General features: G+C 29.9%; 24 protein-coding genes. 19 read left to right on the top strand and 5 right to left on the bottom strand.

Features of this window, described 5'->3' with window-relative positions; translation table 11 throughout:
• Nucleotides 1–71: 71 nt before the first annotated feature.
• Nucleotides 72–374, bottom strand: coding sequence for a metal-sensing transcriptional repressor (locus AAH949_RS03010; RefSeq protein WP_134238396.1), 303 nt, complete (start codon nucleotides 372–374; stop codon nucleotides 72–74).
• Nucleotides 375–609: 235 nt separating this feature from the next.
• Between AAH949_RS03010 and AAH949_RS03005 the strand changes: the two genes are divergently transcribed.
• The 10 genes from AAH949_RS03005 (at nucleotide 610) to AAH949_RS02960 (ending at nucleotide 8,552) form a co-directional block, all read left to right on the top strand.
• Nucleotides 610–1,914 carry a S41 family peptidase gene (locus AAH949_RS03005; RefSeq protein ID WP_348518937.1) on the top strand — a complete coding sequence of 435 codons (1,305 nt, stop codon included), beginning with the start codon at nucleotides 610–612 and terminating at the stop codon, nucleotides 1,912–1,914.
• A 14-nt stretch (nucleotides 1,915–1,928) separates the two neighbouring features.
• The gene (gene purC, locus AAH949_RS03000) at nucleotides 1,929–2,639 is read left to right on the top strand and encodes a phosphoribosylaminoimidazolesuccinocarboxamide synthase (protein WP_134238398.1); all 711 of its coding nucleotides are present in this window, start codon (nucleotides 1,929–1,931) and stop codon (nucleotides 2,637–2,639) included.
• A gap of 10 nt (nucleotides 2,640–2,649) precedes the next feature.
• Nucleotides 2,650–2,886 carry a phosphoribosylformylglycinamidine synthase subunit PurS gene (purS, locus tag AAH949_RS02995; protein ID WP_134238399.1) on the top strand — a complete coding sequence of 79 codons (237 nt, stop codon included), beginning with the start codon at nucleotides 2,650–2,652 and terminating at the stop codon, nucleotides 2,884–2,886.
• Nucleotides 2,883–3,530, top strand: coding sequence for a phosphoribosylformylglycinamidine synthase subunit PurQ (gene purQ / locus AAH949_RS02990; protein ID WP_348518936.1), 648 nt, complete (start codon nucleotides 2,883–2,885; stop codon nucleotides 3,528–3,530). Before purS ends, purQ begins: the two co-directional genes overlap by 4 nt.
• Entirely contained in the window at nucleotides 3,527–4,705 is a 1,179-nt protein-coding gene (locus AAH949_RS02985) for an SH3 domain-containing protein (protein ID WP_134238401.1), read from the top strand. Before purQ ends, AAH949_RS02985 begins: the two co-directional genes overlap by 4 nt.
• Nucleotides 4,683–5,378 carry a lysophospholipid acyltransferase family protein gene (locus AAH949_RS02980; protein WP_134238402.1) on the top strand — a complete coding sequence of 232 codons (696 nt, stop codon included), beginning with the start codon at nucleotides 4,683–4,685 and terminating at the stop codon, nucleotides 5,376–5,378. Before AAH949_RS02985 ends, AAH949_RS02980 begins: the two co-directional genes overlap by 23 nt.
• A complete protein-coding gene (gene crcB, locus AAH949_RS02975; protein ID WP_134238403.1) occupies nucleotides 5,372–5,740 on the top strand; it encodes a fluoride efflux transporter CrcB in 369 nt (122 codons plus the stop codon). The genes AAH949_RS02980 and crcB overlap by 7 nt, the downstream gene beginning before the upstream one ends.
• Nucleotides 5,741–5,964: 224 nt before the next feature.
• Nucleotides 5,965–7,794: a molecular chaperone HtpG gene (htpG, locus tag AAH949_RS02970; RefSeq protein WP_134238404.1), complete on the top strand. Its 1,830-nt coding sequence runs from the start codon at nucleotides 5,965–5,967 to the stop codon at nucleotides 7,792–7,794.
• A complete protein-coding gene (locus AAH949_RS02965; protein ID WP_348518935.1) occupies nucleotides 7,791–8,108 on the top strand; it encodes a rhodanese-like domain-containing protein in 318 nt (105 codons plus the stop codon). Before htpG ends, AAH949_RS02965 begins: the two co-directional genes overlap by 4 nt.
• A gap of 9 nt (nucleotides 8,109–8,117) precedes the next feature.
• On the top strand, nucleotides 8,118–8,552 hold the full coding sequence (locus AAH949_RS02960) for a hypothetical protein (protein WP_348518934.1): 435 nt from the start codon (nucleotides 8,118–8,120) through the stop codon (nucleotides 8,550–8,552).
• A 13-nt stretch (nucleotides 8,553–8,565) separates the two neighbouring features.
• Here the strand turns inward: AAH949_RS02960 and AAH949_RS02955 are convergent, their stop codons facing one another.
• From AAH949_RS02955 to AAH949_RS02945, 3 genes are read right to left on the bottom strand one after another with little or no spacing between them, the layout of a single operon-like run.
• Nucleotides 8,566–9,810 carry an ArsS family sensor histidine kinase gene (locus AAH949_RS02955; protein ID WP_348518933.1) on the bottom strand — a complete coding sequence of 415 codons (1,245 nt, stop codon included), beginning with the start codon at nucleotides 9,808–9,810 and terminating at the stop codon, nucleotides 8,566–8,568.
• Nucleotides 9,807–10,481: a response regulator transcription factor gene (locus tag AAH949_RS02950; RefSeq protein WP_134238408.1), complete on the bottom strand. Its 675-nt coding sequence runs from the start codon at nucleotides 10,479–10,481 to the stop codon at nucleotides 9,807–9,809. The genes AAH949_RS02955 and AAH949_RS02950 overlap by 4 nt, the downstream gene beginning before the upstream one ends.
• A 10-nt stretch (nucleotides 10,482–10,491) precedes the next feature.
• The gene (locus tag AAH949_RS02945; protein WP_348518932.1) at nucleotides 10,492–11,910 is read right to left on the bottom strand and encodes a DegQ family serine endoprotease; all 1,419 of its coding nucleotides are present in this window, start codon (nucleotides 11,908–11,910) and stop codon (nucleotides 10,492–10,494) included.
• A gap of 185 nt (nucleotides 11,911–12,095) precedes the next feature.
• Here AAH949_RS02945 and AAH949_RS02940 point away from each other — a divergent pair, with 185 nt between their 5' ends.
• Genes AAH949_RS02940 through AAH949_RS02900 form a run of 9 tightly spaced genes read left to right on the top strand, consistent with a single transcriptional unit; the run spans nucleotide 12,096 to nucleotide 21,228 of the window.
• Nucleotides 12,096–12,992 carry a J domain-containing protein gene (locus AAH949_RS02940; protein ID WP_348518931.1) on the top strand — a complete coding sequence of 299 codons (897 nt, stop codon included), beginning with the start codon at nucleotides 12,096–12,098 and terminating at the stop codon, nucleotides 12,990–12,992.
• Nucleotides 12,993–13,003: 11 nt separating this feature from the next.
• A complete protein-coding gene (locus AAH949_RS02935) occupies nucleotides 13,004–13,372 on the top strand; it encodes a helix-turn-helix transcriptional regulator (RefSeq protein WP_134238411.1) in 369 nt (122 codons plus the stop codon).
• A gap of 3 nt (nucleotides 13,373–13,375) precedes the next feature.
• Nucleotides 13,376–14,998: a cation:proton antiporter gene (locus AAH949_RS02930; RefSeq protein WP_348518930.1), complete on the top strand. Its 1,623-nt coding sequence runs from the start codon at nucleotides 13,376–13,378 to the stop codon at nucleotides 14,996–14,998.
• A gap of 8 nt (nucleotides 14,999–15,006) precedes the next feature.
• Nucleotides 15,007–16,458: a potassium/proton antiporter gene (locus AAH949_RS02925; RefSeq protein ID WP_348518929.1), complete on the top strand. Its 1,452-nt coding sequence runs from the start codon at nucleotides 15,007–15,009 to the stop codon at nucleotides 16,456–16,458.
• Nucleotides 16,445–16,783 (top strand): hypothetical protein, encoded by a 339-nt coding sequence (locus AAH949_RS02920; protein ID WP_134238414.1) that lies wholly within the window; start codon nucleotides 16,445–16,447, stop codon nucleotides 16,781–16,783. Before AAH949_RS02925 ends, AAH949_RS02920 begins: the two co-directional genes overlap by 14 nt.
• Complete coding sequence (locus AAH949_RS02915) at nucleotides 16,776–17,396, top strand: HAD family hydrolase (protein WP_134238415.1); 621 nt, start codon at nucleotides 16,776–16,778, stop codon at nucleotides 17,394–17,396. The genes AAH949_RS02920 and AAH949_RS02915 overlap by 8 nt, the downstream gene beginning before the upstream one ends.
• A gap of 57 nt (nucleotides 17,397–17,453) precedes the next feature.
• Nucleotides 17,454–19,454, top strand: a complete 2,001-nt coding sequence (glyS, locus tag AAH949_RS02910) for a glycine--tRNA ligase subunit beta (protein ID WP_134238416.1) — start codon at nucleotides 17,454–17,456, stop codon at nucleotides 19,452–19,454.
• Nucleotides 19,451–20,266: a M23 family metallopeptidase gene (locus AAH949_RS02905; RefSeq protein WP_348518928.1), complete on the top strand. Its 816-nt coding sequence runs from the start codon at nucleotides 19,451–19,453 to the stop codon at nucleotides 20,264–20,266. The genes glyS and AAH949_RS02905 overlap by 4 nt, the downstream gene beginning before the upstream one ends.
• Nucleotides 20,266–21,228 carry an SAM-dependent methyltransferase gene (locus AAH949_RS02900; protein ID WP_348518927.1) on the top strand — a complete coding sequence of 321 codons (963 nt, stop codon included), beginning with the start codon at nucleotides 20,266–20,268 and terminating at the stop codon, nucleotides 21,226–21,228. The genes AAH949_RS02905 and AAH949_RS02900 overlap by 1 nt, the downstream gene beginning before the upstream one ends.
• Here AAH949_RS02900 and AAH949_RS02895 read toward each other — a convergent pair.
• Nucleotides 21,209–22,225 carry a bifunctional 3,4-dihydroxy-2-butanone 4-phosphate synthase/GTP cyclohydrolase II gene (locus AAH949_RS02895; protein WP_134238419.1) on the bottom strand — a complete coding sequence of 339 codons (1,017 nt, stop codon included), beginning with the start codon at nucleotides 22,223–22,225 and terminating at the stop codon, nucleotides 21,209–21,211. The genes AAH949_RS02900 and AAH949_RS02895 overlap by 20 nt on opposite strands.
• Nucleotides 22,226–22,277: the final 52 nt, after the last annotated feature.

The raw sequence follows: 22,277 nt of genomic DNA, 5'->3' as shown, positions 1-22,277 counted from the left end.
TTATTTTATATGAGTGATATTATATAACTTTAGTCAATTAATGTCAAGTTTATTTAGTATATTTTTTTAATTTATTTTATAAACATATCTATAGCTTTATTGAAATGTTCAACGCTTTTCAAATCCTTATCTTCGATAGCATGGATGATGCAATGATCTAAATGCTCTTTTAAAATCACCTTAGCGGTGCTATTGATTTCCCCTTTAATTGCAGCAAGTTGTATTAAAACCTCGCTACAATCTTTGCCGCTAAGAATCATTTTTTTAATAGATTCTATATGCCCTATAGTTTTATTTAATCTAATAGTAATGTTTTTTTCATAACTTTTGGAATGCTTATGAGTATGTTCGCAACTTGATTTTTTAACCGACATAATTTTCTCCCTATTTTTAATCCATAAAATTCATTTTAACACATTTTCGCATTTTAATCATTTTTATTTTATTTTATTTAAAATTTTAAAACTGCAAAAATTTTATAAAAATCTTAAATTTTTTATAATTTCAGCATAAGCATTTACAAATTTTTAAGCAATTTTTATTAAAATTAATCTTTTATTTTTAATTATCAAAAATAAAGCAAAAACGATAATGGAGTAAATTTAAATCATGAAACGAAAACTCTCTAAAATTTGTGGTTTTATAGGAACTTTAAGTCTTTGTGTATTTTTAAGCACCAGTTTAAATGCGGAAAACAACTCTAACGACGAACAAATTCAAAAGCGTCTTGAAGCTTTGGATAAACTTACCAAAACACTGGCTATTGTTGAGCAATATTATGTTGATGATGTTAATATTACCAATTTAGTCGACAAATCTTTATCGGGACTTTTAAGCAACCTTGATGCACATTCTTCTTTCTTAAATGAAAAAGACTTTAATGATGTTAAAATTCAAACTAGCGGAGAATTTGGCGGACTTGGAATCACAGTAGGAATGAAAGATGGAGCATTAACTGTAATTTCTCCTATTGAAGGAACTCCAGCTGATAAAGCAGGTATAAAATCTGGCGATGTGATTTTAAGAATTAACGCTAAATCTACTCTAGGAATGAGTCTAAATGAAGCAGTAGATCAAATGAGAGGCAAACCAAAAACCGATATTAGTATCACAATTTATCGCAAAGGTAATACCAAGCCTTTTGATGTTGCTTTAAAACGCGAAATTATCAAAGTAGAAAGTGTATATTCAAGATTCATAGAAAGTGAAAATATTTTATATCTAAGAATTACTAATTTTGATAAGAATGTAGTTGCAGAATCACAAAAGAATATCCAAAAATATCCAAAAGCTAAAGGCATTATACTTGATCTTAGAAATAATCCTGGAGGACTTTTAAATCAAGCTATAGGACTTACAAATCTCTTTGTCGATCAAGGTATTATCGTATCTCAAAAAGGTAAAATAGAGAAAGAAAATGTTGATTATAAAGCTGATCCTAATAAAAAAATCACAAATCTTCCTTTGGTTGTTTTAGTTAATGGTGGAAGTGCGAGCGCAAGCGAAATTGTAAGTGGGGCTTTGCAAGATCTTAAACGAGCTATTATTGTAGGAGAAAATACTTTTGGAAAAGGCAGTGTACAATCCATCATGCCAATCAACGAAACTGAGGCTTTAAGACTTACCATTGCAAGATACTATTTACCAAGTGGACGCACCATACAAGCCGTCGGAGTTAAACCTGATATTGAAGTATTTCCAGGAAAAGTAAATACCCAAGAGGATGGCTTTAGTGTTAAAGAAAGCGATCTTAAACAACATCTTGAAGGTGAATTAGAAAAAATCGAAAACACAAAAAAAGACAATGAAAAACAAAATTCAAAAAACAAAGATATCATTAGCGAAAAACAAATTAATCAAGATGCACAATTAAAATCGGCTATTGATGCTGTAAAAATTTTAAGTATTAAATAATTAAGGAGTTAAAAATGACAAAAAAAGAATTGCTTTACGAAGGCAAAGGTAAAAAAATGTTTAAAACAGAAAATGAAGATTTGCTCATTACTGAATTTAAAGACGATCTTACTGCTTTTAATGCAGAAAAAAAGGGAAATGAGGCAGGAAAAGGTGCGCTAAATTGTAAAATAAGCACTGAAATTTTTCACCTATTAGAAAAAGAAGGTATTAAAACGCATTTGGTTGAAACTATTAGCGATAATGAACAAATCGTTAAAAAATGTCAAATCATTCCTATAGAAGTCATCGTACGTAATGTTGCAACTGGCTCACTTACAAAAAGATTTGGTATCAAAGAAGGCACGATTTTACCTTTTGCTTTGGTTGAATTCTGCTTAAAAGATGATGCTTTAGGCGATCCAATGATTAATGATGAGCATTGTATTGTACTAAATTTAGTTAAAGATGCAAAAGATCTTGAAGTTATTAAAAATATTGCCAGAAAAATCAATTCTATTCTTGTAAAATTCTTTGATGAAAAGAATTTAAGACTTATTGATTTTAAAATCGAATTAGGCTGGACAAAAGAAGGTGAAATAGTCCTTGCTGATGAAATCAGTCCAGATAGCTGTAGATTTTGGGATAAAGCTACAAACGAAAAGCTTGATAAAGATAGATTCAGACAAGATTTAGGAAATGTAAAAATGGCTTATGAAGAAGTTTTAAGAAGAATTTTAAATTAAGGCTAAATGGATGAGAATTACAATTAATGTTTTTTTAAAAAATGGTGTTTTAGATCCTCAAGGTAAAGCAACTCAAAAAGCTTTGCATTCTCTTAATTTCAATAACATAAAAGAAGTAAAAATCGCCAAACAAATTCAAATCGAACTTGATGAAAAAGATAAAGAAAAAGCAAAAAAACAAGTTGAAGCTATGTGTAGTGAGCTTTTGGTCAATAGTGTTATAGAAGATTATGAGATTATACTATGAAAGTAGCGATCATTCAATTTCCTGGGACAAATTGCGAATTAGACACAGCTTATGCTTTTGAAAAAATTGGCGCAAAAACTCAAATCGTTTGGCACGAAGAAACAGATTTTAGTGCAGATTTGATCGTCTTGCCTGGTGGGTTTGCCTATGGAGACTATCTAAGATGTGCTGCAATTGCCAAATTTGCACCTGCAATGAAAACCGTATTAGAACATATTCAAAAAGGCGGATATGTTCTAGGAATTTGCAACGGTTTTCAAGTGCTTTTAGAAATGAAGCTTTTAAAAGGCGCTATGAAACATAACAATTCTTTAAATTTCATATCCAAAATTCAAAAATTAAAAGTTATTTCAAACAACAATGCTTTTTTAAAAAACTTCAAATCTAATGAAATTATAGAACTTCCTATAGCACATGGAGAAGGGAATTATTTTATCGACAATGATGGCTTAAAAGAACTCTATGATAAAGATATGGTTATTTTAAAATATATTGAAAATCCAAATGGTTCAGTTGATGATATAGCTGGGATTTGTGATGAAAATAAAAAAATATTTGGACTTATGCCACATCCTGAGAGATTTTGTGAAAATATCCTAGGTAGTGATATCGGTCTTAAAATGTTTAAAGGTTTTATATCTTGAAATTTTTATTTTATTTATTTTTTAGTTTCACGATTCTTTTTGCTCAAATGCAAGAAAATAGCGTATTTGAGCAAAATTCCAAAACAATAAATCCTCAAGAAATTTACAAACACATTTCACCAAGTGATGAATTAGGAAATTATGAAGAAAACATCAAAGATCCCTTCATTCCATCTGGAGTTTTAGCACTTAATGTGCAAGATTACAAAACATCTGTTTTAGTGGATGAAGTATTTGCAATTGTCCTAAATGCACAAACAAATGAAAACACGGATTTTGATTTTCTTGTAGAACTTGAAAAAACAGATGATTTAATTTTTTTAAACCCCGATCTAAAATGGATTAAAAATGGAAATACCTACACAGCAACCCTTTGGTTTCAAGCTAAAACATCCAATGCAAACTTAAGTAAAATTTCTGTATTTTTAAGTCGCAATAAAGAAGTATTCCAAGAAGCTAGCTTATTGATTAATCCTATTAAATTCGAAAAAGTTGATTCGGACAAAAATTACTCACATATTGTGGCCGACAGTTTAAATGTAGGAAAAGTTAAAACAAGCTATTTTGATGATAAAAATGTCATTATGATGGTTGAATTAAATGCTACAAATGCCAATTTACAAAATTTTAATATTGCTAATATCACAAAACAAGGAATAGAAAACTTCAAAGGCGATTATAACGCGTCAAGTGCTTTTTATTTCGCGGTTTTTAGCCCTTCAAAAAGCAATTTTGAATTTTCATATTTTAACACTCAAACTATGAAGCTAGAAACTATCAATTTAAAGGTTGAAATCAGTGAAGAAAGCATTAGTACTCAAAGTGATTTAAATCCCAGAAGTAATAGTTTAGTATTTTACAAACAAATTGCATTATGGATCTTAACTTTTATTTGTATTGCAATCTTTATATTTAAAAAAAAATTTATTATCTTAGGACTAGGAATTATTTTTCTTATCTGGAGTTTTTTAATCAATTCCAACACACAAACTGCAATATTAAAAGCCAATTCAAGAGCTAAAATTTTACCTACAAGCCAATCAACATATTTTTATACAAATACGCAAGAAGAACGAGTGGAAATTTTAAATACGAGAGATAATAACTATACAAAAGTGATCTTTTCAAATGGAAAAATAGGATGGGTAGAAAATGAAAATTTGCGCAAGGATTAAGTATTTTTTCTTTCTCTTTGAATTTATTTTCAGTGTTATTTTGGTTTTAATCTTATTTTGTTTCTCTAATTCGCAATCTTTTTTATGGAAAATAAGAAAAAAATGGGCAAAATTACAAAAAAAATTTCTTAATTATAGAATTAAACTCGTTGGAAATTTTAATCCAGAAGCAAAAATGCTAATCATTAACCATCAAAGTATGCTAGATATTATAGCCTTAGAAGATATTTATCCTAAAAATTTGTGCTGGATTGCCAAAAAAGAATTAGGTGAAATTCCTATCTTTAAAATCGCAATGAAAAAACCCAAACTTCTTTGTATAGATAGAAAAAATCCTCGTGATTTAGTGCGTATTTTAAAAGAAGCAAAACAAAGACTTGGGGAAAATAGAATATTGGCAATTTTTCCAGAGGGAACAAGATCTAAAGCTCAAAAACTGCTTAAATTTCAAAGCGGTGCTAAAGTTTTAAGTGAAAAACTGAATTTAAAAGTCCAACCTATTTTAATCGTAGATTCTGCAAAAATTTTAGATACAAAAAATTTCAGCGCAAAAAGCGGAACGCTTAAAATTATCTGCATGAATTTAGTAGATACCAATGATGAAAAATGGCTTGAAAATACAAGAAAAAAAATGCAAGAGCTTTTAGATAAAGAAAGGGCAAAACTATGCTAAATACTATTTTAGTTGTCGGTTTTGGTGGATTTTTGGGTGCTATCTTAAGAATGTTTGCTATTAATTTAGTTAATAAATTCTTACCTCATTCAATTAGCTTCGGTACTCTTTTTGTTAATGTTTTTGGTTCTTTTATCATAGGACTTTTATTTTCTTATGCTCAAAATAAAGGCTTATCTCCACTTCTTAAAAGCTTTATTAGCACAGGAATTTTAGGAGCCTTTACAACTTTCTCGACTTTTTCCTATGAAAATTTATTATTTTTGCAAAGCGGAAATTATTTAAATTTTACTTTAAATATTTTATCAAATGTGACACTTTGCTTACTTGCCGTTTGGCTTGGTTTTTTAATTTTTAAATGATTTGTATTCTTATTTTTAACTTTACTTCAAGCTTTTTCATTTGTAGTTTGGCAGATGATGTACGAAAAATGAAATTTTAGAGAATATGAAAGATTTAAAAAACCAAAAAGCTACTTTTGAAAATTAAAACATTTAGGCTTTAAGACTTTAAGCCTAAAAAATTACCTTTAATTTTGATTTTTTTGTTAAAATATCGCTTTTAAAAATTAAAATAAGGAGAAAATATGCAGTTTCAAACTGAAGTCAATCAACTTTTACAACTAATGATACATTCTTTATATTCTAACAAGGAAATTTTTCTAAGAGAACTTGTTTCAAATGCAAGCGATGCTTTAGATAAACTTAACTTTTTAAGCGTCAGTGACGATAAATACAAAAGCTTAAAATTTGAACCAAAAATAGAAATCAAGGTTGATAAAGATAAAAAAATTCTCACTATTAGTGACAATGGTATAGGTATGAACAAAGATGATCTTATCAACCATCTTGGAACTATTGCAAAAAGTGGCACAAAAAGCTTTTTAGAAAATTTAAGCGGTGATGCCAAAAAAGACTCTCAACTAATTGGGCAGTTTGGTGTTGGCTTTTACTCTGCTTTTATGGTAGCGGAAAAAATCGAAGTTTTAAGTAAAAAAGCCTTAGATGAAAAGGCGTATTTATGGACTTCTGATGCAAATGGCTATGAGATAGAAGATTCTACAAAAGAAGAGCAAGGCACGACAATAACTTTACATTTAAAAGATGACGAATTTGCAAATTCTTATAGAATTGAAAGCATTATAGAAAAATATTCCAATCATATACAATTTCCAATTTTTATGGAAAAAGAAGAATTTACCCCTGCAAAAGAAGGCGAAGAAGAAGGGAAAACCGAGCTTAAAATTTCACAAATTAATAAAGCAAATGCTTTATGGAGAATGCAAAAATCAAGCCTTAAAATTGAAGATTATGAAAGATTTTACGAGCAAAATTTTCACGATTCAAACAAACCTTTACTTTATCTCCATACTAAAAGCGAAGGAAAATTAGAATACAATTCCTTATTTTTCATCCCACAAAATGCACCTTTTGATCTTTATCGTGTGGATTATCAAAGCGGATTAAAACTTTATGTAAAACGCGTATTTATTAGCGATGATGATAAAGAATTATTGCCAACTTATTTGCGCTTTGTGCGCGGAATTATCGATGTGGAAGATTTGCCGCTTAATGTGAGTCGCGAAATTTTACAAGAAAATCAAATTTTAAAAGGTGTCAAAGAGGCTAGTGTTAAAAAAATACTTAGCGAACTTGAAAAGCTTAAAAATAAAGATAAGGAAAAATATTTATCTTTCTTCAAAAACTTTGGAAAAGTTTTAAAAGAAGGACTTTATGGTTTCGGCGGAGAAAAAGAAAGCTTGCTAAAACTTATGCTTTATAAAAGCACTAAAGGTGAAAATTTGCGTTCTTTAGAAGAATATAAAAATGACTTACAAAATGAACAAAAAGAAATTTTTTATATCACGGGAAATAATGAAAGTCTGCTTAGAAATTCGCCCTTACTTGAGGAATATAAACAAAAGGGTATAGAAGTATTGCTTATGGATGATGAGATTGACTCTTTAGTAACCCCAATGCTTGGAGAATACGAGGGCTTAAAATTTGTAGCCATTAATCAAGTTGAGGATAAAAATGAATTAAGCGATGAAGAAAAAAATGAATTTGCACCACTTGTAGCCAAATTTAAAGAGCTTTTAAAAGATCAAGTTGAAGATGTCCGTCTTACAAGCCGTTTAAAAGATAGTCCAAGTTGTATAGTTTATGATAAAAATAAACCTGATTTTGCTATGCAGCAGCTTTTAAAACAAATGGGACAAGAGCAAACTTTTAAGCCTATTTTGGAAATCAATCCAAAACATGCGATTTTTACAGGTCTTAAAAATAATGAAACTTTTAGTGCAGATATAGCGACTTTGGTTTTAAACATGGCTAAACTTAGCGAAGGTATGGGTGTGGATAATCCAGCTGAGTTTAACGCAAGTCTTACAAAAATTATCACTAAGGCTTTTTCATGATAGAAAATATCCCTGCGAGCATTTGGACTAAGCAAGATTTAAGCGAATATCAAATTTTTGATGTTCGCACTCCAGCTGAATGGGAAGAAGATGGGATATTAGATGGAGCTATTTGCGTGGCAATGCATGATAATCGCGGAATTTTAAATGCTGATTTTATAAAAGATTTAAAACCCCTACTTCCAAAAGATGATAAAAAAATCGCTTTTATTTGTCACAGTGGACACAGAAGTAGATTTGCGTGCGAATTGCTTTTGCAAGAATTAGGCATTGCTAGTGTAAATTTAGATGGTGGAATGCAAGCTTTAAATTAAGGATTTAGAATGGGTATTTATTTACTAATTGCGGCTTTGGCTTTTTTGTTACTTTATTTTGCCCTTAAAAAATTAACAATTAATATAGACGAAAGAGCTTTATTAGAACCTATAAAAGCAGATATTTACCCTAAATTTTGCGATATTATTGATGAAAATATTAAAAAATTTAAAGATAATGTGCAAAATGGAATTTTCGCATTAAAGGATACAGAAAAAAAAGATGAATTCCTTGAAAAATTAAGCGATCTAAGCAGAGAGCTTACTTTCATTCAAACTATGAATTTAAGTAATAAAAGCGACGCTATATGGCAAGAAGAGCTGTTTGGCTTTTTAAAAGAATTTGAAAATCTTATCATTGAATACCTAGAAAATTCCGAAGAATTAAGCGAAAATTTAAGAACAACTTTAATGAATGAATTTGAAAAACTTAAAAACCTATAATTAATTTCAGTTTCTAGTCTTTCAAAATAATATTTTGTAAATTTTTAAAATAGAAAAAATTATATCCATCTCTATATTCATAATCAAATTTTAAATTATGAGATTCCAAAATAGTATTTACAATATAAAGCCCCAAACCAAAACTATCTTTTTGTTTCATACCTTGAGTAAAAGCTTGAGTGTAATGCTCTAAACTATTGCCAAGCTCATTTCCTTTATTTTTAAAACACAAATGCTCTTTTGTGATATAAATTTGCATCATTCTATTATCAGAATATTTAATTCCATTATCAATCATATTTTTTACTGCTGTAGTAAAAAGTTTAAAATCCACATTGATATAAAAACTTTCTTGTACCGAAATTTGCACATTTCTATCATCACTCATGGCAATTTCCTTAGCTTCATCAATAATATCAAGGATATTATATTTTTTACGATTAATAAAAGCGGCGCCTGATGTGATTTGCTCAATAGCAGCAAATTCATTGATTAAAATTTCAAGTCGGTTAAAGATATTAGTTAATCTTTCTTTGTATTTATTATCTTCAAGCATTTCAAGCGTAATAAGCCCTTTGGTAATAGGGGTTTTAAGCTCGTGCATAATATTGCGAATGAAAAATTGCCTCGACTGATTAAGTTTCTTAATCTGCATAATTGCTTTATAAAAAGCATCTGCAACCTGTGAAATTTCATCATTTCCTGAACTTACATTACTGATTTCATCTAATTTATTTTCAGCAAATTTTGCAATTTGTTTTTTAAGGGTTTTCAAAGGTTTTAATTTACGAATGATAAAAATATACAGTACAATAAGCATCAAGATAATCCCAACCGCAATGGCTTTGATAATAAAATATCTATACGCTTGATAATCTTTATCTTTGTAAAGATAAAGTTTGCCTTCATAAATGATACTTAAAAAAATTTGCCTATCTAAAGTAATGATTTTAATTAATCCTGTAGTAGTTTGTGCTTGATCTAAAACCTCTCCGCGAAAAATCACATATCTAATCTCCTTAGGATCTTCGATTAAAACCATTTTATAATTTTTGGTTTGTTCTTGAAATTCACTTTCGCTAATTACCCCATTAAACTGTAATAATCTAGTATTAGCAATCAAAGAATATTTAGTATTTAGCTCTTTGGTGTAATTTTGTTGATCATACTCTATAAGCCATAAAAATGCTAGTATCACACTGACACTAGCAAAAATAAAAATAAAAGTAATGAGATAAAAAATAGAAGATTTATTCATTGAACAAGTTTATAACCTATACCACGAATCGAATGTATATACTTTGGAGTTTTAGGATCGTCGCCCATTTTTTGTCTAATACGGCTAATAATCACATCAATGCTTTTATTGCTTGAATCTTCACTAATAGATGAACAATTATACACAAGTTCCTCGCGACTTACAACCCCACCTTCTTTTTTAATCAAATAACTCAAAATATCAAATTCAGCATTAGTAAGATTGATCTCTTGTCCCTTCATAGTAATAACATGTTTAAACTGATCATAAACCAAGTCTTTTGTTGCTTTTGCTACTGTTGATTTGGTATTTGAAATGCGTCTTAAATGACTCTTAATACGTGCTTGAAGTTCTTTTGGATTATAAGGCTTAGGAAGATAATCATCAGCACCCAGATCCAAAGCATTTACCTTATCTGTAATATCATGCCTAGCACTAGAAATTATAATAGGCGTATCGTATTTTTTTCTAATTTCCTCACACACTTCAAGCCCATCAAGTCCGGGCAAAGAAAGATCTAAGATAATGAGTTGATACTCCTTTAAAGCAAGCTTTGAAAGCCCTATATAAGGCTCATGAGCGATATCTACTTTCATATCAAATTGTTCAAGATATTCACTAATGATTTCTGCTAATTCTAAATCATCTTCTATCATTAAAATATTAACCATAATTTTCCTTTTATTTTAAAATAAGCAATTGGGCATAGCCATCTCTATAAATCCAAATTTTAGCCGGAGTATTTTTAGCAAGTTTATTCAAAGCTTGCTCTAATTCTTTTAAATTTTTAATCTCAGTTTGCTCAACAGCAATGATAAGATCTCCCGCTTTAAAACCAAGCTCAAAGGCTTTAGATTTTTGCGCAACCTCAACCACTACAACCCCATTAATATTAGTTGGAATTTTTAGTCTCGATCTTAAATTCGCATCAAGTTCGTGAAGTTTCAAGCCTTGTATCACATCTTTTACAATACCTGAACTATCTTTATCGCCTTTAAGAACAAAACTTGTCGTATTGATATTTCCATCTCTTTCATAGCTTACAGTAAGTTTTTTATTTGGTTCTAAAGTGCCAATATAATTTTTTAAATCTGTAGGATTTTTAATGGTTTTTTCATTCACTTTAAGCACCAAGTCTCCTCTTTTTAAGCCACCTATATCCGCAGAAGATCCTTTTTCTACGCTAGTAATTAACGCACCTTCTTGATTTTTATATACTTTTTTAGAATCTTTAGATAAAGCAGCAATAGTAACACCTAAAATTCCTCTTTCTACTTTACCCTTTTCTATAAGTTTTTTCGCTATATCTTTTGCCATATTAGAAGGGATAGCAAAGCCTATGCCATTATTTCCTCCCCCGCGAGAAAGAATAGCAGAATTAATCCCCACTAAATATCCCCTACTATCCACTAAAGCACCACCTGAATTCCCAGGATTAATAGAAGCATCAGTTTGGATAAAATTTTCATATTGATTCAAACCAATATTATTTTTATTAAGTGCTGAAATAATCCCGCTTGTAACGCTACTACCGACACCAAAAGGATTTCCCAAAGCAAATACTACATCTCCTTCCATCAACTCATCAGAATCAGCAAAAGTAACCGCTGAAAGATTATTGGCTTCAATTTTAATCACCGCCAAATCTGTCTTTGGATCTGTTCCTATTAATTTTGCTTTATACTCTATGTCGCTATCAGGCAAGCTTACATTAATCACATCAGCATTTTCAACCACATGATTATTGGTAATAATATAACCATTATCAGAAATAACCACACCAGAGCCTAAAGAATTCACAACTTCTTTATTGGGTTTGTTTTGAGGTTGCGGAAAATTAAAACCGAAAAATTGTTTAAAATATGGATCATTAAAAAAATCTTCAATACCTAGCTGATTTGATCTAGTAACCGTTCTTGAAGTAGAAATATTCACAACCGATTTTTTAACATCTTTAATAGCATTATGATAAGATAAAACACCAGAATTTTGTCCATTTGCATCAATGCGTTCCACTTTAGAATCTGCTTCATTAAAAGCAATATTTGCCGCAAAAAGACAACTTGCTATCGTGGTTGATAAAATTATTTTTTTTAACATAATTCATCCCTTTTCAAAATAGTTTTTGAATTAAAAGTATAAAATTTGTAATTTACCAAATTGTAAATGAATTAGATAAAAACTTGAGTGATAAAAATTTATAAAACTTGATTGACTAAGACTAAAGTTTTTAGTATAATACTTCGATCAAAAAACGATAATTTAACTAAAAAAGGTAAAAAAATATGAGTAGTAGTTTATATGAAACCCTAGGAGTTTCAAAAAATGCTAGTGCTGATGAAATAAAAAAAGCCTATAGAAGATTGGCACGCAAATATCATCCAGATATTAACAAAGAAAAAGGTGCAGAAGAAAAATTTAAAGAGATAAATGCCGCTTATGAAATTTTAAGCGATCCGCAAAAAAAAGCCCAATATGATCAATATGGCGACTCTATGTTTGGAGGACAAAGTTTTCATGATTTTTCAAGAAGTGCAGGAGGAGCGGATATTAATGATATTTTAAAAAATCTTTTTGGGGGAGGCTTTGGTGGTTTTAATTCAAGGGGTTTTGGTGGCGGCTTTAAATCTGGCTTTGGGGGTTTTTCAAATTCGGGTTTCGAAAGTGATTTTGAACAAGATTTAAACTTAAATACAAAAATCAAAATTCCTTTCAATACCGCTGTTTTAGGTGGAGAATACAGTTTTTCTTATCAAGGGGAAAATATTAAAATAAGAATCCCACATGGCATCAAAAACGGAGAAAAATTAAGAGCGCGCGGCAAAGGCAAAAAATCTTATGGACAAAGTGGAGATTTAATTATCCAAGTAGAGATTGAAGAAAGTGAAATTTACAAACGAGAAGATGATGATTTATATCAAAAAATAGACATTTCTTTAAAAACCGCACTTTTTGGTGGAAAAATCACAATAAATACCCTTAAAGAAAATAAAAAAGAAGCCACCATAACTGTAGCTCCAAATTCTAGAAATGGACAAAAAATTCGCCTTAAAGGCTATGGGGTGCAAAATAGAAAAAACGATATTTACGGGGATATGTATTTGATTTTAAATATTATTTTGCCTGATATAACAAAACTCGATCCTGAGCTTATTAGAATGCTAGAAAGTAAACTACCTTAAAGGAGTAAAATATGGAACACAATTATGATGAACCTGTGTATTTAATCAGTATAGTTTCTAAGGTTTTAAACATCCATCCTCAAACTCTTAGACAATACGAAAGAGAAGGTTTAATCGAACCAAGTAGAACTGATGGGAAAATAAGACTTTATTCTCAAAGAGATATTGATAAAATCAAACTCATTTTGCGTCTTACTAGAGATATGGGGATTAATTTAGCCGGCGTTGATGTTATTTTAAAACTTAAAAATCAAATCAATGAATTTGAACTTTTGATTGATGAATTACGCCTAGAGCTTGATAAAAGAGATGGCAAAACAAGATCTGTTGTTAAGCATAAAAATAGCTTTGATTTAATTTTTTATGAAGAAAAAAAGTAAAGTATGGAAAATTTTTTACAAGTTTTTTTAGTTGCTACATCTTGTGCTATTATTTTAAATGTTATTTTTAAAAAATTTGAAATTCCTACTATTATTGGTTATATAGTAACCGGAGTCGTGATTTCTTCTTTGTATAATTTTCAAAATAGCACAGAACTTTCACATATTGCTGAATTTGGTATAGTTTTTTTAATGTTTACCATAGGGCTTGAATTTTCTTTTAAACATTTACTTGCTATGAAACAAGAGGTATTTTTAAATGGAAGTTTACAAGTTCTTATTTGTGGATTAGTCTGTTCTTTTGTAGCTTTAGGAATTTTAGGTTTAAATGAAAAAATATCCATTATCATAGGACTAAGCTTGGCTCTTTCTTCAACAGCAGTAGTTTTAAAAATTCTAAATGACAATGGCGATATTAACGAGCAATATGGCAGAAAAGCCTTAGGAATTTTACTTTTTCAAGATATAGCTGTAATTCCATTATTATTGCTTGTAGATATTTTTTCAACTGAAAATAGCGACATTTCACAACTCTTACTTACAACCTTCATCAGTGTTTTATTGCTATTATTATTGCTTTATTTAATCGGAAAATATCTAATCGACAGGGTTTTTCGCTTTGTTATTAAAGCATCATCGCAAGAAATTTTTATTGCAACCATTTTATTTATTGTAATTGGTGCGAGTTTTTTAGCACACTATTTTGGCTTTTCATATTCTTTAGGGGCATTTATTGCGGGCGCTTTGATAGCAGAAACACGGTATAAGCACAAAATAGAAGCAGATTTGGTGCCTTTTAGAGACTTGCTCTTAGGTTTATTTTTTATTACTGTTGGAATGCAGATTAATTTTGAAGTTGTATTTCAAAACTGGTTTTTAATTGGCATTTTAGTTATACTGATTTCTTTTATTAAATTTGGTGTTGTTTATGGCTTATTAATTTTATATACAAAAAAAAGAATAGCATTTAAAACCGCATTTGCTATTTCGCAAATTGGCGAATTTGCATTAGCAATTTTTTCACTTTTACAAGGAAGGGAACTCATAAATTTAGAAACAGCCCAAATTCTCATTGTGGTTTCGATTATCACTATGATTCTAACGCCCTTTATCCTCAACAATATTAAAAAAATCGCTAATGTTGTAGAAGATAAGTCCAATACAGAACTAAACCCTTTATCTTTTTCAAAACCCACCATTAAAGATCACATTGTAATTTTTGGATATGGTCGTTTGGGACAAGAAGTAGTACAAAGGATCAAAAATACAGGTGTGCCTTATTTGGTTTTGGAAAGTGATTTAAATTTGGTTGAATTAGGAATCAGTCGTGGAGAAAATATCTGCTTTGCCAACGCAGCTCAAGAAGAAACGCTTAAAATTGCAAATATCGAGCAATGCTCAGTTGTAGTGATAACTGTTGGAAATGAAGCAAAACTTGATATGCTTTATCAAAGCATTGCAAATTATCCAAAACCTATACAAACCATAGTTTTAACCAGTGGAAATTTAGAAAAAATACTTTTTTCCAATGCCAATAATTTCACTCATATCATAAAAGCCGAACAAGCTTTGGCTAGAACGCTAGTCCAAGAAGCCTTAGAGTGCAGAATTCAAAAAAGTAATTAGGAGAATTTTTGCAAGATTATGTTTTGATTTTATCTGTTTTATTTCTTTTTTGCGTCGCTTTTAGTAAATTTGGCGATAAATATGGCATCCCTGCCTTGCTTATTTTTATTTTTGTAGGTATGTTTGCAGGGAGTGATGGCATAGGTGGAATTTATTTTGATAATGGAAAAATCGCTCAAGATATCAGCATGCTTTGTCTAATCCTTATACTTTTTTCTGGAGGATTTGACACGACTTTTAAATTCATCAAGCCCATCTTAAAAGAAGGTATAATCTTAGCCACTTTAGGTGTTGTATTAACAGCTTTTATCATCAGTTTATTATGCTATTATACTTTAGATTTTAAATTTTATGATGCCTTATTATTGGGTGCGATTATCAGCTCAACTGATGCGGCAGCAGTTTTTGCTATCATGCGTTCTAAAGGCTTGAAACTTAAAAACAATATCACACCCCTGCTCGAGCTAGAAAGCGGAAGTAATGACCCTATGGCGATTTTTCTTACCATTACTATTATTGAAATCATTACTTTGGGCACTTTACCTAGCATAGGAACATTTTTATTTATCTTTTTAAAACAATTTGGCTTGGCTTTGGTATGTGGTTATATTTTTGGCATTAGCATGCCTTTTATTATTAATAAGCTGAAATTTAACTACTGGGGCTTATATCCTGTTTTTACCCTAGCTTGGATTTACCTTACCTTTGTTTTAAGTGAGAAAATAGGTGCTAATGGATACTTAAGTGTTTATTTGCTAGGAATTTTTGCAAATAGCAAAGAATTTGTGTATAAAAAAGGACTTATTGGATTTTTTGAAGGTACAGCTTGGATTGCTCAAGTTGTAGTCTTTTTAACCTTAGGACTTTTGGTTTTTCCTTCTGAGTTGCCAAATGTTGCTTTATTAGGCTGCATCATTGCTTTTTTTATCATGTTTTTTGCAAGACCTATAGCGGTATTTTTATGTCTTGTATTTTTTAAAAAATTTAACTTCAATGAAAAAATTTTCATCTCATGGGTAGGCTTAAGAGGGACTGTGCCTATCATACTTGCCACCTACCCTTTGGCTGCAGGTATAGCAGACTCTCATTTTATTTTCAATATAGTTTTTTTCATCGTTTTAACTTCCATTTTAATTCAAGGAATTACTCTTAATCCACTTGCAAAATTACTTAAAATCATAGAAGAAGAAGAGATAATGCAAGCTAGCAATATACCTATTTCATATAACATTTTAAAACAATACACCCTAAAAGAAAATTCGCCAATTATTGGTAAAAACATAGCTGAACTTGCCTTAGATGAAAATTTCATAATCTTACTTGTAAAAAGAAATGGAGAATATATCAAAGCGAGTGGTTCTTTGATTTTTGAAGATAAAGATTTATTGCTCGTACTTTGTGATGATTTAAATCTTTACAAAAACACCCTAGAAAGTTTTAATGCCCATGAAAAAAAATGAAAAATTTGATCGTGTACGCTATGTAAGAAATTTAGAAAAATTTGCTAATTCTGCAAGCTCTGCGTTAAAAAGAGAAGATTATGATGAAAAACTTTTTCAAGAAAGAATGCTAAAAAACGCACAAAATTTCAACAAAACCCCTGCTGTAGTTTTAAATTCAAGCTATACAAAAGAACTTGAAAATTTTGTTAATGCTTGCTTAGACTTTAAATTCAGCAAAAATGAACTTTTGACAAAAGCTAATAATCTTGATAAACTCAAAAAACAACAAAGCTATAAAAAAGATAAACACAAAAACAAATTTAAGGAAGAAAATTATGATTAATATTATTTTTGATATGGATGGAACGCTAATTGATAGTGCTAATGCTATCACACAAGCAGTGAATGAAATTCGCAATGAGTTGGGTTTGGAGGCTTTAGAAAGATCTTATATTATGAATATAGTTAATACTCCTAATTTAGATTGGGCAAAAATATTGTATGGTTTTAATGAATTTAATCATCAAAGTTTTAAAGAAGGCTATGAAAAATATTTTTTAAAACACTACAAGCAAAGTGTTGTGCTTTTTGAAGGCGTTAAAGATGTGCTTGAATTTTGTAAAAATAAAAACTGTTATCTTGCTATAGCCACTAATGCTCCACAAAGTTCCTTAAACCCTATCTTAGAAAAGCACGAAATCATGCCTTATTTTCACAAAATTCTTGGAGTAAATTTTGACATAGAGCCAAAACCAAGTCCCATGATGGCAAATCTCATAAAAGAACAAGCTTGGTATGAAAAAAGTATTTTCATTGGAGATAGCAAAAAAGATGAAGAATGCGCTCTTAATGCTAAAATGCCTTATTTGCAAGCAAAATGGTATGAAGAAAAAAGCAAAGAAAATGAATTTAGCAACGCTAAAGAGTTAATTGAGCTTATCAAAAATTTAATGTAGGCTTAAAAAAAACTAGTATAGAATAATGCGTTTAATTCCACATATAAAGAGAAAATTATGGATAATAAAACTTTACTCATAGAAATTGGCGTTGAAGAACTTCCTGCTATCCCTTTACTTAAAGAACTTCCAAATATCAAAAACAAATGGCAAGAACTCTTAAAACAATATCATTTAGAAAGCGAATTTGAATTTTTTTATACTCCGAGACGCTTGGTGCTTTTTCATTCTGATTTTAAAGAAAAACAAGATAATAACTTTATTGAAATCATCGGAGCACCAAAAGCCATAGCTTATAAAGATGGAAAACTTACCAATGCTGGACTTAGCTTTTTAGAAAAGGCTGGTATTAGCGAAAATGAGCTTGATTTTAAAGAAATTAAAGGTAAAGAAGTTTTATATCATCAAAAAGAAATCATCGGACTTGCAAGCACTCAAATTTTGGGCGAAATGATAGAAAAATTCATCAAAAGCCTTCATTTTGGCAAAAGTATGCGTTGGGGTGATAAAGACTTTGAATTTATCAGAGCCATAAGATCTTTAGCTTGTATTTTTAGCGATCAATTAGTGGAATTTGAAATTTTTGGGGTTAAAAGCGCCAAAAAGACTTTTGTGCATAGAAGCGTGAGTTATGATTTAATGGAATTTAAAAACACTCAAGATTATTTTGTGCTTTTAGAAAAAAATTATGTTTTATTAGATCCAAAAAAAAGAGAAGAAAAAATTTTAAAAGATTTTAAATTCATCGAAGAAACGCAAAAAATTACCATCGCTCAAGATGATGAATTGCTCGCAGAAGTTGTGGCAATTACTGAATATCCTAAAGCACTTTTAGGCAATTTCGAAAAAGAATTTTTAGAAATTCCAAGCGAAGTTATCATCACTTCAATGAGAGATAATCAACGCTATTTTGCGGTTTTTAACAACAATAATTTAAGCAATCATTTCATTGTTGTTAGTAACGCAGTGTGCGAGGATTACTCAAAAGTCATACATGGCAATGAAAGAGTCTTGCGTGCAAGATTAAGCGATGCTATGTTTTTTTGGCAAAATGATTTAAAACACGGGCTAGAACCAAGCAAACTTTCTAAAATGACTTATTTTGAAGGCTTAGGAAGTATGCAAGATAAAAGTGAACGCGAAAAAGAAGTTGCTAAAATTTTATGTGAAATGTATCGCAACGACAAAAAAGAAGAAATTCTAAAAGCAATAGAATACGCAAAAGCGGACTTAGACACTCAAATGGTTTATGAATTTACAGAACTTCAAGGCATTATGGGCTCTTATTATGCCAAGACTATGGGCTTAAGTTATGAGCTTTGTTTGGCACTTCGCGAACAATATCTTCCAAATTCAGACAAATCAGAACTTCCAAGTACTGAATTTTCAAGCATTGTAGCTTTAGCTAATAAAATCGACACTCTCATGGGTCTTTTTGCTATAGGAAAGATTCCAAGTGGAACAAAAGATCCTTACGCTTTGCGTCGTGCAGCAAATGGAATTATCAAAATCGCTTTAAAGATAAACAAAGCCTTTGAACTTGATTTTCTTTTAAATCATTTAGCAAAAAACTATCCGCGCTTTGATATCAACGCACTAAAAGATTTCATCTTAGAAAGATTATATACATTTTATGATATTAATGCTTCTTTCGTTAAAGCAGTTTTAAGCTCTAAAAATAGTGACTTGGTTTATATTGATAGTTGCATTAAGGCACTTATAGAAATAAGTAAAAAGGATGATTTTGGAGAAAATTTTAGCACCTTTAAGCGCCTAGCCAATATTGCAACACCAAATGAAGCCAAAATCAATGAAAGCTTATTTACCCATAAAGCCGAAAGCGATCTTTATGAAAAATTTAAAACTTGTTTAACACATAATAGAACAAAAGAAATTTTAGAGTCACTATTTGCTTTAAAACCTCAAATTGATGCATTTTTTGATGAAGTTATGATTAATGTTGAAGATGAAAAATTAAAAACAAATCGTCAAGCTTTAATCTATTGCATCTATAAAGAATTTTTAAAAATTGCTGATATTAAAGAGCTTAGCTTATGAGAATTTTTCTTTTACTTTTTGCTTGCACTTTAATTTTTGCACAAGATATTAATTTAACTAAAGGGCAAGCACTTTTTTTAAATTTCGAAAAACAAGATCTTTTAAGCATTCAAAGCAATGGTAAAAAAATTAATTATTTTAATCATCCTAAAGATCAAAATACGGTTACAACCATCATCGCCATACCTTATAAAAGGCCTGAAAATAAAATCATACAAGCAAGGTATAAAAACAATAAAACCATAGAATATAAGATTTTGTACCAAGAAGGCAATTATCAAAAAGAAAGATTGCAAGTTGCTAAAAGCAAGGTCGCTCCGCCAAAATCCGTTCAAGCAAGAATAAAAAAAGAATTTCAGGAAGCAAATAAAATTTATCAAAGCTATACCTCAAAAGCTTTATTTAATGCGGATTTTATCATGCCTTTAAATAGCACCATTACAAGCGATTTTGGCAAGGCTAGAATTTTTAATAATACACTTTCGAGTTATCATAGCGGGACTGATTTTAAAGCTGCGGCAGGAACTCCAATTTATGCTACAAATTCAGGCATAGTCAAAATTGCAAAAGATCGCTATTATGCTGGAAAATCTGTTGTCATAGACCACGGACAAGGAATTTTTTCGCAATATTATCATCTTGAAGAAATCAAAGTCAAAGTTGGTCAAAGCGTTAAAAAAGGCGAACTTATAGGGCTTAGTGGTTCTAGTGGAAGAGTGACTGGACCTCATTTACATTTTGGAATTTTAGTCAACAATACCCAAGTAGATCCTTTAGATTTTATTCAAAAATTTAACACACTTTATCAATAATGTTAAAATTTAGTGAATTTTTTAATCAATGGCTTCATCAAAACTATTATAAAAATGCGGTTTTGGTAGGTAAAAAAGGGGATTTTTACACAACTGTTAGCGTTGGATCTTTATTTGGTGCTTTGCTTGCTAAACATTTTCTAAATTTAATAGATAAAAATTCCATTCATTTGCCTATTAGCATTATAGAAATAGGTGCAAACGAAGGTTTACTTATGAAAGACTTTATCAGTGCTTTACTTATTTTAAGACCTTGTATTTTTAAACACATTGAACTTTTTATCCTAGAACCTCATGAAAAATTGCAAATATTACAAAAAAATACTTTAAAAGATATAGAATTTAAACATATAAAAACACTTCAAAAAAACCAATTCAATAATGCTTTTTTCTTTTGTAATGAACTTTTTGACAGCTTTAATTGTGAATTAATTGATGGCAATAAAATGGCTTTTGTTGATGAAAATTTCCATTTGCATTTTGCCAATGCGGATAAAAAATTAATAGAAAAATGCGAAAAAATAGGACTTGCAAAAGGAGAATTTTCACCTTTTTTGGAAGATTTTTTAAACACCATTAAGCAAAGTACGGAAAAATTTGTTTTTTGTACTTTTGATTATGGAGTTAAAGCTGCTAATTCTTTTAGCTTAAGAATTTATCAAAACCATCAAATTTACAGCCCTTTTGAAGAAAATTTGAAAAACTTTTTTGGAAAAAGCGATATGACTTATGATGTGAATTTTTCGCATTTATTTTACATTTTAAAAGAGCTAAATTTGGAGCTTTTGGAATTTAAAAAACAAAATTTAGCTTTTATTGAATTTGGTCTAGAAGAGCTATTAAACCAAATTCAAAAAGAAAATCCACAAAATTACGCTTATTTTTTACAACAAAGCAAACATTTAATGTTTGGTTTTAATGATAAATTTCATTTTATTGAATTTAAACATTGTAACTATTAATATTCAACCCAAATCCCTTTAGTCCAACAAATTCTTTATCGCAACTTTTAGATAAAAGCTTAATTTCTTCTATATTAAAATACCTTAAAATTTGTGCACCAATACCATAATTTTTAAACTGGATAGAACTTGTTTTTTCACCTTGCATAAAAATAATTATTCCACCATTTTTGTGTAAAAATTCAATATGCTCTAAAAGTTCACTAAATTTTTGCGAAGTTAAAAGCTCAAAATCACTCCCACTAATATGAAATTTCACATTTTCACTCCTTCTTAAATTTCCAAAACAAAAAGCAATATGTTTGACTTGATTATGGTCCTCAAAAATGTATTTTTTAGCATCAAAATTTGCAATTCTTGCATCTGAGCACTCAAGCAAAGTAATCAAACTCTCATGTTTTAAACGATATTCTATAATATCAGATACGGCAATCATATTAAGATTGTGCTTTTGACAAAAAAGCTCTAAATCTGCTCTGCGTGCCATATCTCCATTTTCTTTCACCACTTCACAAATCACACAAGCGGGTTTAAGTCCAGCCAAACGGCACAAATCCACAGTTCCTTCAGTATGACCCGTTCTTTCTAAAACGCCACCTTTTTTTGCTATCAAAGGATTAATATGTCCAGGCCTTACAAAATCATTCGCATTAGCCTTATCATCAGCAAAAATCTTTATTGTCATATTTCTTTCATACGCGCTAACACCTGTTGCAGCATCTTTTGCATCAACTGTAATAGTAAAAGCTGTTTCGTGATTTGAAGTATTTTTTTGCACCATAAGAGGCAATTCAAAATGTTTAGCTAAAGCTTCATCTAAAGCCACACACACAACCCCCCTAGCCTCACTAATAGCAAAATTTACCTTTTCTTGAGTACTAAATTGTGTAGCAAAAATCAAATCTCCTTCATTTTCTCTATCTTCAGCATCAACCATTATTAACATTTTTCCTGCTTTTAAATCCTCTATTGCTTCATCTACACTTATAAAAGCCATTTTTTATCCTTAAATTTGTAATTTTTACCAAATTATAATCAATTATTCTTGA

The sequence above is a fragment of the Campylobacter sp. CCS1377 genome, assembly GCF_040008265.1.
Taxonomy (GTDB): Bacteria; Campylobacterota; Campylobacteria; order Campylobacterales; family Campylobacteraceae; genus Campylobacter_D.
The sequence above is the reverse complement of the archived record's forward strand: the minus strand, read 5'-3'. Positions and strand labels throughout refer to the sequence as shown.